At 68.1% G+C, this 14,607-nt stretch carries 13 protein-coding genes and 1 other RNA gene; 5 read left to right on the forward strand and 9 right to left on the reverse strand.

Annotation, left to right across the window (positions count from 1 at the left end):
- Genes mraY through mraZ form a run of 7 tightly spaced genes read right to left on the reverse strand, consistent with a single transcriptional unit; the run spans position 1 to position 7,502 of the window.
- Positions 1-1,086, reverse strand: coding sequence for a phospho-N-acetylmuramoyl-pentapeptide-transferase (mraY, locus tag SSKA14_RS21355; RefSeq protein WP_004154219.1), 1,086 nt, complete (start codon positions 1,084-1,086; stop codon positions 1-3).
- Complete coding sequence (gene murF, locus SSKA14_RS21360; RefSeq protein ID WP_008267190.1) at positions 1,076-2,470, reverse strand: UDP-N-acetylmuramoyl-tripeptide--D-alanyl-D-alanine ligase; 1,395 nt, start codon at positions 2,468-2,470, stop codon at positions 1,076-1,078. The genes mraY and murF overlap by 11 nt, the downstream gene beginning before the upstream one ends.
- Positions 2,467-3,975 carry a UDP-N-acetylmuramoyl-L-alanyl-D-glutamate--2,6-diaminopimelate ligase gene (locus tag SSKA14_RS21365; RefSeq protein WP_040008921.1) on the reverse strand — a complete coding sequence of 503 codons (1,509 nt, stop codon included), beginning with the start codon at positions 3,973-3,975 and terminating at the stop codon, positions 2,467-2,469. The genes murF and SSKA14_RS21365 overlap by 4 nt, the downstream gene beginning before the upstream one ends.
- Positions 3,972-5,816 carry a penicillin-binding transpeptidase domain-containing protein gene (locus tag SSKA14_RS21370; protein ID WP_004154216.1) on the reverse strand — a complete coding sequence of 615 codons (1,845 nt, stop codon included), beginning with the start codon at positions 5,814-5,816 and terminating at the stop codon, positions 3,972-3,974. The genes SSKA14_RS21365 and SSKA14_RS21370 overlap by 4 nt, the downstream gene beginning before the upstream one ends.
- The gene (gene ftsL, locus SSKA14_RS21375) at positions 5,813-6,076 is read right to left on the reverse strand and encodes a cell division protein FtsL (RefSeq protein WP_005412242.1); all 264 of its coding nucleotides are present in this window, start codon (positions 6,074-6,076) and stop codon (positions 5,813-5,815) included. The genes SSKA14_RS21370 and ftsL overlap by 4 nt, the downstream gene beginning before the upstream one ends.
- Positions 6,073-7,041: a 16S rRNA (cytosine(1402)-N(4))-methyltransferase RsmH gene (gene rsmH, locus SSKA14_RS21380; protein WP_008268738.1), complete on the reverse strand. Its 969-nt coding sequence runs from the start codon at positions 7,039-7,041 to the stop codon at positions 6,073-6,075. The genes ftsL and rsmH overlap by 4 nt, the downstream gene beginning before the upstream one ends.
- A 14-nt stretch (positions 7,042-7,055) precedes the next feature.
- The gene (gene mraZ / locus SSKA14_RS21385; RefSeq protein WP_004143635.1) at positions 7,056-7,502 is read right to left on the reverse strand and encodes a division/cell wall cluster transcriptional repressor MraZ; all 447 of its coding nucleotides are present in this window, start codon (positions 7,500-7,502) and stop codon (positions 7,056-7,058) included.
- 323 nt (positions 7,503-7,825) lie between these two features.
- Between mraZ and SSKA14_RS21390 the strand changes: the two genes are divergently transcribed.
- Both SSKA14_RS21390 and SSKA14_RS21395 read left to right on the forward strand, forming a co-directional pair.
- On the forward strand, positions 7,826-8,578 hold the full coding sequence (locus SSKA14_RS21390; protein ID WP_008266329.1) for an NRDE family protein: 753 nt from the start codon (positions 7,826-7,828) through the stop codon (positions 8,576-8,578).
- 101 nt (positions 8,579-8,679) lie between these two features.
- Entirely contained in the window at positions 8,680-9,159 is a 480-nt protein-coding gene (locus SSKA14_RS21395; RefSeq protein WP_008265547.1) for a DM13 domain-containing protein, read from the forward strand.
- Between the two features lie 123 nt (positions 9,160-9,282).
- On the opposite strand, the gene rnpB is transcribed toward SSKA14_RS21395, so the two are convergent.
- An RNA gene (rnpB, locus tag SSKA14_RS23165) (RNase P RNA component class A) lies at positions 9,283-9,634 on the reverse strand.
- 176 nt (positions 9,635-9,810) lie between these two features.
- Positions 9,811-10,629 (reverse strand): 16S rRNA (cytidine(1402)-2'-O)-methyltransferase, encoded by an 819-nt coding sequence (rsmI, locus tag SSKA14_RS21400; RefSeq protein ID WP_008265809.1) that lies wholly within the window; start codon positions 10,627-10,629, stop codon positions 9,811-9,813.
- A gap of 81 nt (positions 10,630-10,710) precedes the next feature.
- On the opposite strand from rsmI, the gene SSKA14_RS21405 reads away from it, so the two are divergent.
- The 3 genes from SSKA14_RS21405 to SSKA14_RS21415 all read left to right on the forward strand — a co-directional run bounded on the left by SSKA14_RS21405 (position 10,711) and on the right by SSKA14_RS21415 (position 14,480).
- Positions 10,711-12,432: a penicillin-binding protein activator gene (locus SSKA14_RS21405; RefSeq protein WP_040008927.1), complete on the forward strand. Its 1,722-nt coding sequence runs from the start codon at positions 10,711-10,713 to the stop codon at positions 12,430-12,432.
- Positions 12,422-12,790: a YraN family protein gene (locus SSKA14_RS21410; protein WP_040009909.1), complete on the forward strand. Its 369-nt coding sequence runs from the start codon at positions 12,422-12,424 to the stop codon at positions 12,788-12,790. The genes SSKA14_RS21405 and SSKA14_RS21410 overlap by 11 nt, the downstream gene beginning before the upstream one ends.
- A gap of 304 nt (positions 12,791-13,094) precedes the next feature.
- Positions 13,095-14,480 (forward strand): FAD-linked oxidase C-terminal domain-containing protein, encoded by a 1,386-nt coding sequence (locus SSKA14_RS21415; protein WP_008265731.1) that lies wholly within the window; start codon positions 13,095-13,097, stop codon positions 14,478-14,480.
- The last annotated feature ends 127 nt before the right edge of the window (positions 14,481-14,607 follow it).

Here is a 14,607-nt window from a genome sequence, read left to right on the forward strand (position 1 = left end):
TCAGCGCACCTTCAACGTGGCCAGGCCGATCAGCACGAGCACGACGGAGATGATCCAGAAGCGCACGATCACGCGCGGCTCGGGCCAGCCCTTCAGTTCGAAATGGTGGTGGATCGGCGCCATGCGGAACACGCGCTTGCCGGTCAGCTTGAACGAGGCGACCTGGATCATCACCGACAGTGTTTCGATGACGAACACGCCGCCCATGATCACCAGCACCAGTTCCTGGCGGGTGATCACCGCGATCGTGCCCAGCACCGCACCCAGCGCCAGCGCGCCGATGTCGCCCATGAACACCATGGCCGGGTAGGTGTTGAACCACAGGAAGCCCAGGCCCGCGCCAGCGATGGCCGCGCAGATGATGACCAGCTCGCCGGCACCCGGAATCTGCGGGATCTGCAGGTAGTTGGCGAACACCACGTTGCCCGAGGCATAGGCAAACACGCCCAGCGCGCAGGCCACCAGCACGGTGGGCATGATCGCCAGGCCGTCCAGGCCGTCGGTCAGGTTCACCGCGTTGGAGAAGCCGACGATCCAGAAGTAGGCGATGGCCACGAAGCCGATGCCGGCCAGCGGCAGCGCCACCGACTTGAACATCGGGATGTAGAAGGTCAGCGCGGCCGGTACGTCGGCCGTATAGAACAGGAACAGGCCCGCAGCCAGGCCGAAGATCGACTGCAGCAGGTACTTCCAGCGCGACTTCAGGCCGTTCGGGTCACGGCGGACGATCTTGATCCAGTCGTCATACCAGCCGATGGCACCGAAGCACAGCATCACCGCCAGCACCAGCCACACGTAGCGGTTGCGCAGGTCGGCCCACATCAGCACCGACAGGGTGATGGTGAGCAGGATCAGCGAACCGCCCATGGTCGGCGTACCGGCCTTGGAGAAATGGGTCTGCGGACCGTCCTTGCGGATCGGCTGGCCGCCCTTGAACTGGGCAAGCTTGCGGATCATCGCCGGGCCGAGCCACAGCGACAGGAACAGGGCCGTCAGCGCGGCAAGGATGGCGCGGAACGTCTGGTAGTTGAACAGCCCGAACAGGCTCTCCAACTGCTGCAACCATCGAGCCAGTTCATACAACATGCGGGGATTCCTCTCCTTGCGCCAGCAGCGCTTTGACAATCGTGTCCATGGCGCTGCCACGGGAACCCTTGACCAGGCAGCGCACGCCGGGGTGCAGCTCGTCCTTCAGCGCCTGCGACAGCGCGTCATGGGTAGTGAAATGACGGCCGCCCTCGCCGAAGGCGGCGGCAGCGGCGGCGCTGAGCGGACCCAGCGCGTACAGGCGCTTGAGGCCGGAGGCACGTGCACGCAGCCCAGCCTGCGCATGCAGCGCCTCGGCATCCGGGCCCAGCTCGCGCATGTCGCCCAGCACCAGCCAGCCCTCTTCCGGGGCAGCGGCCAGGGCATCGATGGCGGCGGCCAGTGAACCGGGGTTGGCGTTGTAGCTGTCATCCACCAGCACCGCGCCGTTGCGCAGCTGATGGGCGATCTGGCGGCCCGGCACCGGCTGCGCCTCGGCCAGCCCAGCCGCGATCAGCGCCAGGTCGACGCCGGCAGCCAGCGCCAGGCTGGCCGCGGCCAGCGCATTGCTGACGTTGTGGCGGCCCGGCAGGCCCAGCACCACGCGGGCTTCGCCCATCGGCGACACCAGGGTGAACTGGCTGCCCTGGGCACCGGCGCGGATGTCGCGCGCGGTGATGTCCGCGGTGTGCTCCAGGCCGTAGCGCAGCACGCGGCAGCGCGCCGGCGTGCCGACGAAGTGCTGTTCGAACCAGCGACCGTAGGCATCGTCGACGTTGATCACCGCCACGCCATCGGCCGGCAGCGCCGCGTAGATCGCGCCCTTGGTGACGGCTACGCCGAGCAGGCTGCCCATCCGTTCCAGATGGGCCGGCGCGATGTTGTTGACCAGCGCGTAGCGCGGGCGGGCGATATCGGTCAGGTAGGCGATGTCGCCCGGCTTGCCGGCGCCCATCTCGTAGACCGCGTAGTCGGCATCTTCCGGCGCATCGATCACCGCCAGTGGCAGGCCGATCTCGTTGTTGCGGTTGCCCGGGTTGGCGTAGACCACTTTATGCGCGTGCTGCGCCACCTGCTGCAGGATCGACAGCAGCAGGCTCTTCACGCTGGTCTTGCCATTGCTGCCGGTAATCGCGAACACCTCGGTCTCGCGGTCGCGCTGCATGCCGGTGGCGATCTTCGCCAGCGCCAGCTCGCTGTCGGCCACCAGCACCTGCGGCAGCTCGATCGGCAGCAGGCGCTCGACCAGCAGGGCACTGGCGCCGCGCGCCTGCGCATCGGTGGCGAAATCATGACCGTCGAAACGCTCGCCGCGCAGTGCCACGTACAGGCTGCCCGGGCCGAGGCTGCGGGTGTCATTGCTGACCGCATCGATGGCCACGTCGTCGCCGTGGATCTCGCCGCCGGCCCAGTGTGCGATCAGCGAAAGCAGGGTGCGCTTCATGCGATTCCCTCCCCGGCCTGAGCGGCTAGAACACCCGCCTTGGCAGCCAACGCAGCAGCAGCCACTTCGGTGTCATCGAAGTCATGACGTACGCCATTGACCTCCTGGTACGGCTCGTGGCCCTTGCCGGCAATCAGGATGATGTCGCCGGCACCGGCACGCTTCACCGCCAGGCCGATCGCACGCGCGCGGCTGCGCTGCACGGTCACGGCATCGGCATTCTGGAAGCCGGCCAGGATGTCGGCGACGATCACGTCGCCGTCCTCGCCACGCGGGTTGTCGTCGGTGACGATGACCTGGTTGGCCAGGCGCTCGGCAATGGCGGCCATCTGCGGGCGCTTGCCGGTATCGCGCTCGCCACCGCAGCCGAACACGCAGAACAGCGCGCCGTGCAGGTGGCCGTGCAGGCTGTCCAGCGCCTGTTTCAGTGCGTCCGGGGTATGCGCGTAATCGACCACCACGGTCGGCAGGCCGTCTTCGCCGCCAAGGCGGTTCATGCGGCCACGGATCGGTTGCAGCGCCGACAGCACTTCGGCGATGCGCGGCAGCGGCTGGCCCTGCGCATGCAGGGTGCCGGCCACGGCCAGCAGGTTGTCCACGTTGAAGCGGCCCAGCAGCGGCGACTGCACCGCGGCGCGCTGGCCGTCGATGACCAGTTCGAAGGCGATGCCACGGCCGTCCAGCTGCAGCGCTTCGGCGCGCACGCTGGCATCGGTGGCACCGCGCGAGCTCAGGCCGATCGGCTGCACGCCCGCCGGCAGGCCAGCGAACAGCTGGCGACCGAACGCATCATCCAGGTTGACCACTGCGGCCTTCAGGCCCGGGCGATGGAACAGCCGCGCCTTGGCCGCGCCATAGCTGGCCATGTCGCCGTGGTAGTCCAGATGGTCGCGGGTGAGGTTGGTGAACACCGCCACGTCATAGTGCACGGCATCCACGCGGCCCTGGTCCAGCGCATGCGAGCTGACTTCCATCGCCACCGCACGTGCACCGGCATCGCGCAGCTGCGCCAGCAGCGCATGCATCTGCAGCACCAGCGGCGTGGTGAAGCCGGTCGGCTCGACCGCACCATAAAGTCCGGCACCCAGCGTGCCGATACTGCCACTGGGCGTACCGAGCAGGTGCCAGGCCTGGGCCAGCAGCTGCACGGTGGAGGTCTTGCCGTTGGTGCCGGTCACGCCGACCATCGCCATCGCCCGCGACGGCGCGCCATGGAACTGGTCGGCCATCGCACCCATGCGCGCGCGCAGGCCCGGCACGGCGATCGCATCGGCCGGTGCCGGCAGCTCGGCAGGCGCCGGCGGTTCAAACAGGATGGCGCTGGCACCGGCCGCGCGGGCCTGCTCGACAAAGCCCAGGCCATGCGCGCCGAACCCGGCGATGGCAACGAAGGCATTACCGGGGCGCACGGCACGGCTGTCCAGCACCAGGCCGGTCAGAACGGGGTCATGGCCCACCAGGGCCACGTCCGGAAGCAACTGCGAAAGCAACATCGAAGGACTCATTGCGTGCCTCCCGTAGCGGGCGGCGTCTGGGCATGCGCGCTCGGCAGCGCAGCATCGAATTCAGCGGCGGCATCCACCGGCAGTGCGGCTTCGGCCGGCGGCGCAGGCAGGATCGAGGCCGAATGGCCGACCTTGCCGGACTGCTGGGCGGCCAGCCACGACTGCAGGTCATCCAGCGGCACGTCCATCAGGCGCAGGGTGCCTTCCATCACGTTGTGATAGACCGGCGCCGACACCAGGCCGCCGTAGAACTTGCCGGCCTGCGGGTCGTTGATGACGATGACGGTGGCGAAACGCGGGTTGGTGGCCGGCACCACGCCGGCAAACAGCGCGTTGTAGTGGCCACGCTCGTAACCGCCGGGGCCGGCCTTGCGCGCGGTACCGGTCTTGCCGGCCACGCGGTAGCCCAGCACCGCCGCCTGCTTGGCGCCGCCCTGGGTCACCACTGTTTCCATCATCGCCACCACCTGCTTGGCGACGTTCTCGTCGATGATCTGCTGGCCTTCGTTGCGCTGGCCCTTGACGAAGGTCGGCGCGATCAGGCGACCGCCGTTGGCCAGCGCCGAGTAGGCGGTGGCGATCTGCAGCGGGGTCACGTTCAGGCCGTAGCCGTAGGACATGGTGGTCTTGGTGGTGCCCGACCAGCGCGCCGGGCGCAGCACCACGCCACCGGATTCACCCGGGAAACCGCTGTGCGGCACCGAGCCATAGCCGAAGCGGCGCACGCCGTCGTAGAACACCTGGTCCGGCATCTTCGCCGCGACCTTGGCCGCACCCACGTTCGAGCTGCGGGTGATCACGCCGGTCACGTTCAGCACGCCGTTGTTGCGCGGCACGTCGCGGATGGTGAAGCGGCCCAGGGTCATGTAACCCGGGTTGGTGTCGATGATGGTGTCCTTGGTCACCGCACCGGCCTGCAGCGCGGTGGCGATGGTCAGCGGCTTCATCGTCGAACCCGGCTCGACCAGGTCGGTCACCGCACGGTTGCGGCGCGCATCGGGCAGCGCGCCGGTCAGCGAATTCGGGTTGTAGGTCGGCAGGTTGACCATGGCCAGGATCTCGCCGGTGGTCACGTCCATGATCACCATCGAACCGCCGGCCGCCTTGTTGGCCACCAGCGCGTTGCGCAGTTCCTTGAAGGCCAGGTACTGGATGCGGCGGTCGATGCTGAGGGTCAGGTCCTTGCCCGGTTCGGCGGCGCGCAGCAGATCGCTCTCGACGGTCTCGCCCTTGCGGTTGCGGATCACCCGCTTGGCGCCGGCCTTGCCGCGCAGCCATTCGTCGAACGCCAGCTCCAGGCCTTCCTGGCCGCGGTCGTCGATGTTGGTGAAGCCCAGCACGTGCGCCATCGCCTCACCCTGCGGGTAGAAGCGGCGGAACTCGCGCTGCGCGGCCACGCCCGGAATCTTCAGCGCGACCACCTTCTCTGCCTCGTCCGGATTGATCCGGCGGCGCAGGTACATGAATTCCTTGTCCGACTTCTGCGACAGGCGGCTGCTCAGCTCATCCACCGACATGCCGACCGCCTGGGCCAGCTCCGGGATGCGCTCGGGCGAGCGCAGCAGGTCCTGCGGGTTGACCCAGATCGAGGCGACCGGCGTGGACACCGCCAACGGCTCGCCATTGCGGTCGGTGATCATGCCGCGCGAGGTCTTGATCGGCAGCTCGCGCAGGTAACGGGCCTCACCCTGGCGCTGGTAGAAGTCGCTGTTGATGATCTGCACATAGGCAGCACGGCCGACCAGCGACACCGAGCACAGGCCCAGCGCCAGCGCGACCCAGCGCAGGCGCTGGCGCAGGTTGAAGGCGTTGCGCGGGCGGTTGCGGCCGGTCTTGCTCATGGCCGCACCACCACGATGTCGGCGGCCTCGGGGAACTTCATGCCGAGCTTTTCGCGGGCGATGCGATCGACACGGTTGGCTTCGGCCAGGGTGGCCTGTTCCAGCTGCAGGCGGCCGAACTCCAGGTTGATGTCATCGCGCTTGCGCTCGGCGCGCGACAGCTCGATGAACGTCTGCCGGTGACGGTGACGCACGAACACGACGCCGATCGCCGAGGCCACGGTCGAGGCCAACAGGATGATCAGCAGCAGCCGGCTCATGCATCGGCCTCCCGCTTCTGGGCTACGCGCAGCACGGCACTGCGGGCACGCGGGTTGGCCGCCAGTTCTTCATCGGTGGCCTTGATGGCGCCGCCGATCAGGTCCAGGGTCGGCACGAACACCTCCGCCTCGGGCAGGCGGCGGTTGGCCGGCGGCGCCTTGGCCAGGCGGTTCATGTACTGCTTGACGATGCGGTCTTCCAGCGAATGGAAGCTGATGATCGCCAGGCGGCCACCGGGCTTGAGCCGTTCCACCGCCGCATCGAGGCCGGCTTCCAGATCGGCCAGCTCGCGGTTGATGTGGATGCGGATGGCCTGGAAGCTGCGCGTGGCCGGGTGGATCTTGTCCTTTCCACGTGGCATCACCGAGGCGACCAGCTCGGCCAGTTCGGCAGTGCGGGTGAACGGCTGCTTCTCGCGGCGGGCCACGATGGCACGCGCGATGCGGCGGCTCTGGCGCTCTTCGCCATAGGTCCACAGCACATCGGCGATCTCGCGGTCTTCGACGCGGTTGATCCACTGCGCGGCACTTTCGCCGCTGTCCGGGTCCATGCGCATGTCCAGCGGGCCGTCCTTGCCGAAGCTGAAACCACGCTCGGCCACGTCCAGCTGCGGCGACGACACGCCCAGGTCGAACAGCACGCCGTCCAGGCCGTCGGCCGTCGCATCCCACTGCAGCAGCTGGGCGAAGCTGCCGCGGAAGATGGACACGCGCGGGTCCGGCGCGAAATCGCGCTCGGCTACGGCGATGGCTTCCGGATCCTTGTCCATGACCAGCAGGCGCCCCTCGGGACCCAACTGGGTAAGCACGCCACGTGCATGACCGCCACGACCGAACGTGCCATCCAGATAACGTCCGTTTTCGATCACCCTCAGGCCTTCAAGGACCTGGGTGTACAGGACCGGCAGGTGCACCGCCGGCGACTGCGACACCGGAAGGTGACCGGTCTGCGCTTCTGGGCGCATCCGGGCACCCCGGCTCACAACTTCAGGTCGAGCAACCCATCACCCAGATCCTCGTCAGACAACGTCTGCTGGATCAGGGCCCGATGCGCCTGCTCGCTCCACAATTCGAACTTGTCGCCCATACCGAGCAATACCGCCTTCTTCTCAATGCCCACCGCACCGCGGTGGCTGGCGGGGATGCTGATGCGACCGTTGCCGTCCAGCTCCAGATGGGCGGCCGAGCCGACCAGCTTCTGCTGCAACAGGCGCACGACGCGCTGGGTGTTGGGCTTGGACATCACATCGTCGCGGACCCGCTCCCATTCCGACTCTGCGTACAGCCACAGGCAGCCGGCTTCGAACGGGTTGTAGGTCAGTACGAGACGGTTGTTGCTGGCGCGCGCGACGAGGTCGCGGTAAGCGGTGGGAACCGCCATGCGCCCTTTATCGTCAACTGTGATGGCCGTCTCGCCCTGGAACACGACGCGTGCACCTATCCTTCGCCCGGTGAAACATTGAACCACGAAAACCCACAAAACACCCGGATTTCCCTCTGATGCCCACCTTAGCAGCGGGCCGAGGGTTGTCAACAACTTTTCAGCAGGGAAATCGCCAGCCGCATCAATGGCTTGCAACAACCTTTAGAGAATTGTTCAAGGCTTATCCACAAGTTGCTGATCCGTCTCAATTTTTGAGATTGAACGGAAGTTCAGGGGTGTGGACAGGGCGTGAAACATCGGCTGCGCATTCATCCAGAGCGGGCCAAAAACGGCGCCGGACTGCGCAAACCGTGCACAATGACGCCATGTGCCTGCTCGCTCTTGGCTGGATGCACCACCCGCGCTGGCGGCTGGTGATGACCGGCAACCGTGATGAGTTCCACGCCCGCCCGACGGCGGCGCTGGCCCCCTGGCAAGATGAGACCTCCGTCATCGGTGGACGCGACCTGCGCTCCGGCGGTGGCTGGGCCGGGGTGGGTGCCGCGGGCCGGATGGCGGTGGTCACCAATGTCCGCGATCCGCTGGCCGCCCAGACCGGCCCATCGCGCGGTGCACTGGTGGCCGACTTCCTGCGCGGCCGCGACCCGGCCGCCGTGCACATCGACCGATTAGCGACCATTGCCGGCGCCTATGCCCCGTTCAACCTGCTGCTGGCCGATGGCGACACTCTGGAGTACCTGGGCAACCACCCGGCCGAGCGGCAGACCCTGGGCCCCGGCGTACACGGCATGTCCAACGGCGCGCTGGACGCGCCCTGGCCGAAGACCCGGCGGCTGATGGCGGCACTGTCGGCCTGGCTGCAGTCCGGCGATGGCGAGCTGGCCCCGCTGTGGACCGCGCTGGCCGACGAGCACCGCCCTGCAGACGGCGAGCTGCCCGATACCGGCATCGGCCTGGAACGCGAACGCTGGCTGAGCCCGGCCTTCATCCGTGGCGACGACTACGGCACCCGCGCCAGCACCGTGCTGTTGATCGATGCCGACGGCCACGGCGAGATCCACGAGCGCCGTTTCGGCCCGCAGGGCGTCTCACTCGGCCAGAGTCGCGTCGCCTTCTGACCCTGTACCTGTTTTCTGTGTCTATAAATGTCTGCCTGCACGCCACACGATGACTGCGCGCGGTCCTGCCGCGCACCCGACCGATCCACAGGGAGTCTTCGATGCGTCGTGTTCTTGTTCTTGCTGCCACCCACCTGCTCACCCTCGGCCTCGGCTTTGGCCTGGGCGTCTACCTGCTGCCGATCCTGATCGCCCCCGACGATCCGCCTGCCGCGCAGGTGCAGGACGCCATGGGCAAGGCCACCTACCACACCACCTTCCGCCGCGACCTCAAGGGCAGCGATGCGGTGCACTGGGCCGAAGGCAAGGTCAGCGTCAGCCCCACCCAGGTGGCCTTCGACGGAAAGATGGGGCCAGGGCCGGACTACAAGGTCTACCTGGTGCACGGCTTCGTCGACAACAAGGCTGACTTCCTGAAGGTCAAGGCGCAGTCCCGGCGGATCGGCGAGGTGAAGACCTTCAACCGTTTCCTGGTCGATGTACCTGATGACGTCAACGTGGACGACTACACCACGGTCGTGGTGTGGTGCGAGCGCTTCTCGCAGTTCATTTCCGCAGGGCAGTACCGCACGCCGGGCTGAGACCGGACACCATCCCGGTAGTGCCGGCCGCTGGCCGGCAACAGCACGATGCGTCTGCTGGTGAGGAGGTTGCCGGCCAGCGGCCGGCACTACCGATGTGCGGTTCATGCATATAGAAGAAGGAGGCGGAGCCGGCCGATAAGCCGGGTTCTGTCGTGGACAGTCATTCCTCTAGGCGTTACGTCACCGCAACGCTCAAGCAACCTACCCGGATCCAACGCGGGCCGCGCCAAAGGATCCCTATTTGGTCTTGCTCCAGGTGGGGTTTGCCGTGCCGGTCTGTTGCCAGACTCGCGGTGCGCTCTTACCGCACCATTTCACCCTTACCGGCCTTCCGAAGAAGACGTAGGCGGTATCTTTCTGTTGCACTTTCCGTCGGCTTTCGCCGCCCAGGCGTTACCTGGCACCTTGCCCTATGGAGCCCGGACTTTCCTCGGCACCCCCGAAGGGATGACGCGACTGTCTGGCCGGCTCCGCCAGCGCGCATTCTAGCGCACGCACGCACTTCCTGCCGCGCTGATCGCGGCATCCGGTTCATCCATCCACGCATGGCGTGGATCTACCGATTCCGCTGCCCTGGTGGGTGCGGATTCCGCTCTGGTGGGTGCGGATTCTGCTTTTGTGGGTGCGGACCTTGGTCCGCACGATCCCTCAACTGCCGTACAACGCCTTGCGCGGTGCGCCGGTCAATTCGGCGGCCAGCTTGGCGGCCGTCGACGGCGGCAGGTGTTCGCTCAGCTTGGCGTAGACGCGGCGGCCATGCGCCAGCTGCGCTTCCTCGTCATCGCCAGCGCCCTGCACCATCACCACAAACTCGCCCTTGCGCTGGTTCTCGTCGCCTTCCACCTTCGCCAGCAGACCGGCCAGGTCGCCATCCAGCACGGTCTCGAACAGCTTGGTCAGCTCGCGCGCCAGCACCGCCGGGCGCTCGCCGCCAAAGATGGCGGCCATGTCGGCCAGCGACTCGGCGATGCGGTGCGAGGATTCGTAGAACACCATCGTGCGCACTTCGCCGGCCAGCAGCTGCAGGCGGTCACGGCGTCCGCTGGCCTTGGCCGGCAGGAAGCCCTCGAAGCTGAAGCGGTCGCTGGGCAGCCCGGCCACGCTGAGTGCGGCGATGGCCGCGCAGGCGCCCGGAATCGGGCTGACCTTGATGCCGGCCGCGCGCGCGGCACGCACCAGGCGGAAACCGGGGTCGCTGACCAGCGGCGTACCGGCATCGCTCACCAGCGCCAGCGATTCACCGGCCTGCAACCGCGACACCAGGCGCTGCGACAGCGCTTCCTCGTTGTGCTCGTGCAGGGCCACCAGCGGCTGCTGGATGCCGAAATGGGACAGCAGCTGGCCGCTGCGGCGGGTGTCCTCGGCACAGATGGCGGCCACCGAACGCAGCACCTCCTGCGCGCGCGGGCTCAGATCGGCCAGGTTGCCGATCGGGGTGGCGACGACGTACAGGGTTGGGACACTCATTTCAGCGGTACTCACGGGGCAAGGGTAGAATCGTAGCGTGTACCCGGCCAAGGCCGCTGCCCTCATCGCATGGACCCGATCATGAACAAGCCCGCCGCACGGATCTCCGCCCTGTCGTTGTCGCTGATGCTGCTGGCCGGCTGTGCCACCACCAGCCTGACCAGCACGCCCGATTCGCCGGCCCAGAGCCAGGCGCTGGCGCTGATCGAACAGGGCAAGCCGCGCGACGCCGCATTGCAGCTGGAGGGCCTGGCCGCCACCCTGCGCGGGGGTGCCCGCAGCAACGCCCTGGCCGACGCGGCCTGGGCCTGGCACCTGGCCGGCGACAGCGCCCGCGCGCGCAGCCTGCTCGGGCAGCTCACCGCCCGCCAGCTGACCGGCGCCAGCCTGCAGCGTTACCAGCTGACCGGTGCCGAGCTGGCGCTGGCCGACAAGCAGCCGGCGCAGGCGCTGGCGCTGCTGAAGGACTCCGCCGACAGCGTTGCGGTCGGCCTGCGCACCCGCTGGTTGCTGGCCCGTGCGCAGGCACTGCAGGGCACCGGTGACAGCTTCGGCGCCGCCGCCGAGCGCGCCCGCGCCCATGCCGGCCTGACCGGCAGCGCCCGCAGCGACAACCAGGCCGCCATCGCCGGCCTGCTTGGCACTCTGGATGACGCCACTCTGCGCAGCCGTGCCGCCGCGTTGCCGGCCAACGACCCGCTGTACAACTTCGCCGGCCGCGCACTGATCGCACGCGGTCTGCCGCTGCCGCGGCCGTTCGATCGCGATGGCGCAGCCCAGTTCGATACCAGCAAGCGCGCGCCGGCACTGAGCGATGGCTACCGCCCGCCGGTCAAGCTGGCCGTGCTGCTGCCGCTCAGCGGCCGCCTGGCCACCGCCGCGCAGCCGGTGCGTGATGGCCTGCTGGCCGCCTACTACGGCGAGACCCGCCGCCGCCCGGACATCAACTTCATCGACACCGCCGGCACCCCGGCCGGCGCACTGGCCGCGTATGACAAGGCCGTCGCCTCCGGTGCCGACTTCGTGGTCGGCCCGCTGGGCCGCGACGAAGTGGACGCGGTGTACGGCCGCCAGCAGCTGCAGGTGCCGGTGCTGGCGCTGAACCGCGGCAAGGATGCACCGCCGGCCGGCAGCGCCGGTTTCTCGCTGGCCCCGGAAGACGACGGCATCGTGGCCGCCGAATACCTGCGTGGCCGCGAGCGTGGCAAGGCACTGGTGATCAACAGCGCCGACGACACCGGCCGCCGTGCCGCCGCCGCCTTCGCGCAGCGCTTCGCCCAGCGTGGTGGTCAGGTGGTGGCCACGATCGGCGTCAGCGATGCGGTGGGTGATGTGGGCGCACAGGTGCGCAACGCCGGTCAGGTCGATGCCGTGTTCCTCGCCGTGCGTGCACCGCAGGCGCGCCTGCTCGCACCACAGCTGGCACTGGCCGGTGCCGGCGGCGCCACCCGCGTCGGCACTTCGCAGCTGACTGTCGGCAGCGGCAAGGTGGAAGAAGACGTGGCGCTGGACGGCATCGTCTACCCGAACGAAGCCTGGAACGTGCGCAGCGTGTCCGGCCTGCCGTCGGCCAGCCAGGTCGCCAGCACCCTGCCCAGCGCACGCGGTGCCGCCGGCCGCCTGTTCGCCTTCGGCGCCGACGCCTGGAAGATCACCGCCTACTTGGACAAGCTGTCCAACGAAGGCGGCCTGGACGGCGCCACTGGCACCCTGTTCCTGGACAGCAACGGCAACATCCTGCGCCAGCCGGCGTGGTCCACCTTCAATGGTGGCCGGCCGATGCCGATCGTCGGTGGTCGCTGAGCGCAGCCAACGTGGCTCGGCGGTGGAAGCCGCCGCCGAGCAGCATCTGCAACAGGCTGGCCTGCAGCCACGTGCGCGCAACGTGCGCTATCGCGGCGGTGAACTGGACCTGGTGATGGACGATGCCGGCACCGTGGTGTTCGTGGAAGTGCGCTACCGCGCGCGTTCGGACTTCGGTGGCGGCGCCGCGTCGGTGGATGCGCGCAAATGCCGGCGCCTGGCGCATGCCGCGCAGCTGTTCCTGCAGGACAACCCGGAGTTGGCCAATGCACCTTGCCGCTTCGATGTGGTGGAAGCTAGTGGCGAACCGCCGCAGCTGCACTGGCTGCGTGATGCGTTCCGGTTGGACGACTGCTGATGGCAACCCTCTGCTTTGGTACAGGCCGAACTTGGTCGGCGCCCACCTGCTCTGGTAATGGCCGACCTTGGTCGGCGCTTCTGTGCCAACCAAGGTTGGCACCTACCCAAAGCCGGCAGCCCGGTAGCGGCCGACCTTGGTCGGCGCCCACTTGCTCTGGTAGAGGCCGACCTTGGTCGGCGCTTCTGTGCCAACCAAGGTTGGCACCTACCAAAAGCGCGCAGCCCGGCGGAGGCCGACCTTGGTCGGCGCCCACCAGGGCGCGCCTCCCCGTTGATACCCCTGCTTCCCCGCGAGATCCGTCATGAGTACCGCACTGCCCGCCGCACTGGTTGCCGAACTGTCTGCCCTGCTGGGCGCGGAGGGCTGGCGCATGGACGACAGCGCGCTGGAAGCGAATGCGCAGGACAACTCGTGGCGCCACCAGCGCCCTGCGGCAGTGGCGCTGCCCGCCGATGTGGAGCAGGTGCAGGCGCTGGTGCGTGCGTGCCGCGTGCATGGCATCGCGCTGGTCGCACGCGGCGCAGGCACCGGCACCACCGGTGCGGCGGTACCGTTGCCGGGCAGCATCGTGCTGTCGTTCACCCGCATGGACCGCATCGTCGAGATCCGCGCCGGTGACCGCTGCGCGGTGGTGCAGCCGGGCGTGTTGAATGGCACGCTGCAGCAGGCGCTGGCACCGCACGGCCTGTTCTGGGCGCCGGATCCGTCCAGCGCAGATATCTGCAGCGTGGGCGGCAACCTGGCCTGCAATGCCGGCGGCCCGCGCGCGGTGAAGTACGGCACCAGCCGCGACAACGTGCTGGGCCTGGTGGCGGTCACCGGCACTGGCGAGGTGATCCGCTGCGGCGGCGCCTACACCAAGGACTCCACCGGCTACGACCTCACCCACCTGCTGGTGGGCAGCGAAGGCACGCTGGCGTTGATCGTGGAAGCCACCTTGAAGCTGACCCCGCTTCCGGTCAGCCAGGCCGGCCTGCGCGTGCTGTACCGCGATGCCGATGCCGCCGCTGCCGCCGTATCGCGGTTGATGTCGCAGCCGGTCGTGCCAACCCGACTGGAATTCATGGATGCACGCAGCCTGGAACTGCTGCGCCTCAACGGCGCCGAAGTGCCCGAGGCCGGCGCGATGCTGCTGGTCGAAGCAGATGGCGACCACGACACCCTGCCCTACCTGCTGCAGGCAGTGGCCAGCGCCGCTGAAGGCGACGGCATGATCGCGCTGGACGTGGCGATGGAAGGCCGCGCGCGCGACCAGCTGTGGGCCGCTCGCAAAGCCCTGTCGCCGGCACTTCGCAGCGTCGCCCCGGGCAAGATCAACGAAGACGTGGTGGTACCGGTATCGCGCATTCCCGATCTGGTAGCGGGTGTGCAGGCACTGGCACGCGACTACACGCTCACCATCGTCACCTTCGGCCATGCCGGCAACGGCAACCTGCACGTCAACATCCTGTACCACCCGGAGGATGCGGATGAGAACGCCCGCGCGCATGCCGCACTGCCGAAGATCTTCGAACTGACGTTGGCGCTCGGAGGCACGCTGTCCGGCGAACACGGGATTGGATTGGCCAAGCGCGATTTCATGGCCCAGGCGTTCACCCGCGAAACGCTGGCGGCGATGCGTGCGATCAAGTCCGCGCTTGATCCGGATGGGATTCTCAACCCGGGCAAGGTGCTGCCGCCGGTCTGAGGGCGTGCAACGCTTTCGTAGAGTCGAGCTTGCTCGACTACCTTTGCGCCCGGCGTAGAGTCCAGCTTGCTCGACTGTTGTCGGCTGCAGTCGAGCAAGCTCGACTCTACGAAGAGCAGACGAGCTT

Origin of the sequence: Stenotrophomonas sp. SKA14 (genome assembly GCF_000158575.1) — a bacterium.
Lineage (GTDB): Bacteria > Pseudomonadota > Gammaproteobacteria > Xanthomonadales > Xanthomonadaceae > Stenotrophomonas > Stenotrophomonas forensis.

Excerpts from the sequence above, each read along its gene's own strand:
- mraY (WP_004154219.1), bottom strand. The coding sequence starts at position 1,086 with ATGTTGTATGAACTGGCTCGATGGTTGCAGCAGTTGGAGAGCCTGTTC.
- murF (WP_008267190.1), bottom strand. The coding sequence starts at position 2,470 with ATGAAGCGCACCCTGCTTTCGCTGATCGCACACTGGGCCGGCGGCGAG.
- SSKA14_RS21365 (WP_040008921.1), bottom strand. The coding sequence starts at position 3,975 with ATGAGTCCTTCGATGTTGCTTTCGCAGTTGCTTCCGGACGTGGCCCTG.
- SSKA14_RS21370 (WP_004154216.1), bottom strand. The coding sequence starts at position 5,816 with ATGAGCAAGACCGGCCGCAACCGCCCGCGCAACGCCTTCAACCTGCGC.
- ftsL (WP_005412242.1), bottom strand. The coding sequence starts at position 6,076 with ATGAGCCGGCTGCTGCTGATCATCCTGTTGGCCTCGACCGTGGCCTCG.
- rsmH (WP_008268738.1), bottom strand. The coding sequence starts at position 7,041 with ATGCGCCCAGAAGCGCAGACCGGTCACCTTCCGGTGTCGCAGTCGCCG.
- SSKA14_RS21390 (WP_008266329.1), top strand. The coding sequence starts at position 7,826 with ATGTGCCTGCTCGCTCTTGGCTGGATGCACCACCCGCGCTGGCGGCTG.
- SSKA14_RS21395 (WP_008265547.1), top strand. The coding sequence starts at position 8,680 with ATGCGTCGTGTTCTTGTTCTTGCTGCCACCCACCTGCTCACCCTCGGC.
- rsmI (WP_008265809.1), bottom strand. The coding sequence starts at position 10,629 with ATGAGTGTCCCAACCCTGTACGTCGTCGCCACCCCGATCGGCAACCTG.
- SSKA14_RS21405 (WP_040008927.1), top strand. The coding sequence starts at position 10,711 with ATGAACAAGCCCGCCGCACGGATCTCCGCCCTGTCGTTGTCGCTGATG.
- SSKA14_RS21415 (WP_008265731.1), top strand. The coding sequence starts at position 13,095 with ATGAGTACCGCACTGCCCGCCGCACTGGTTGCCGAACTGTCTGCCCTG.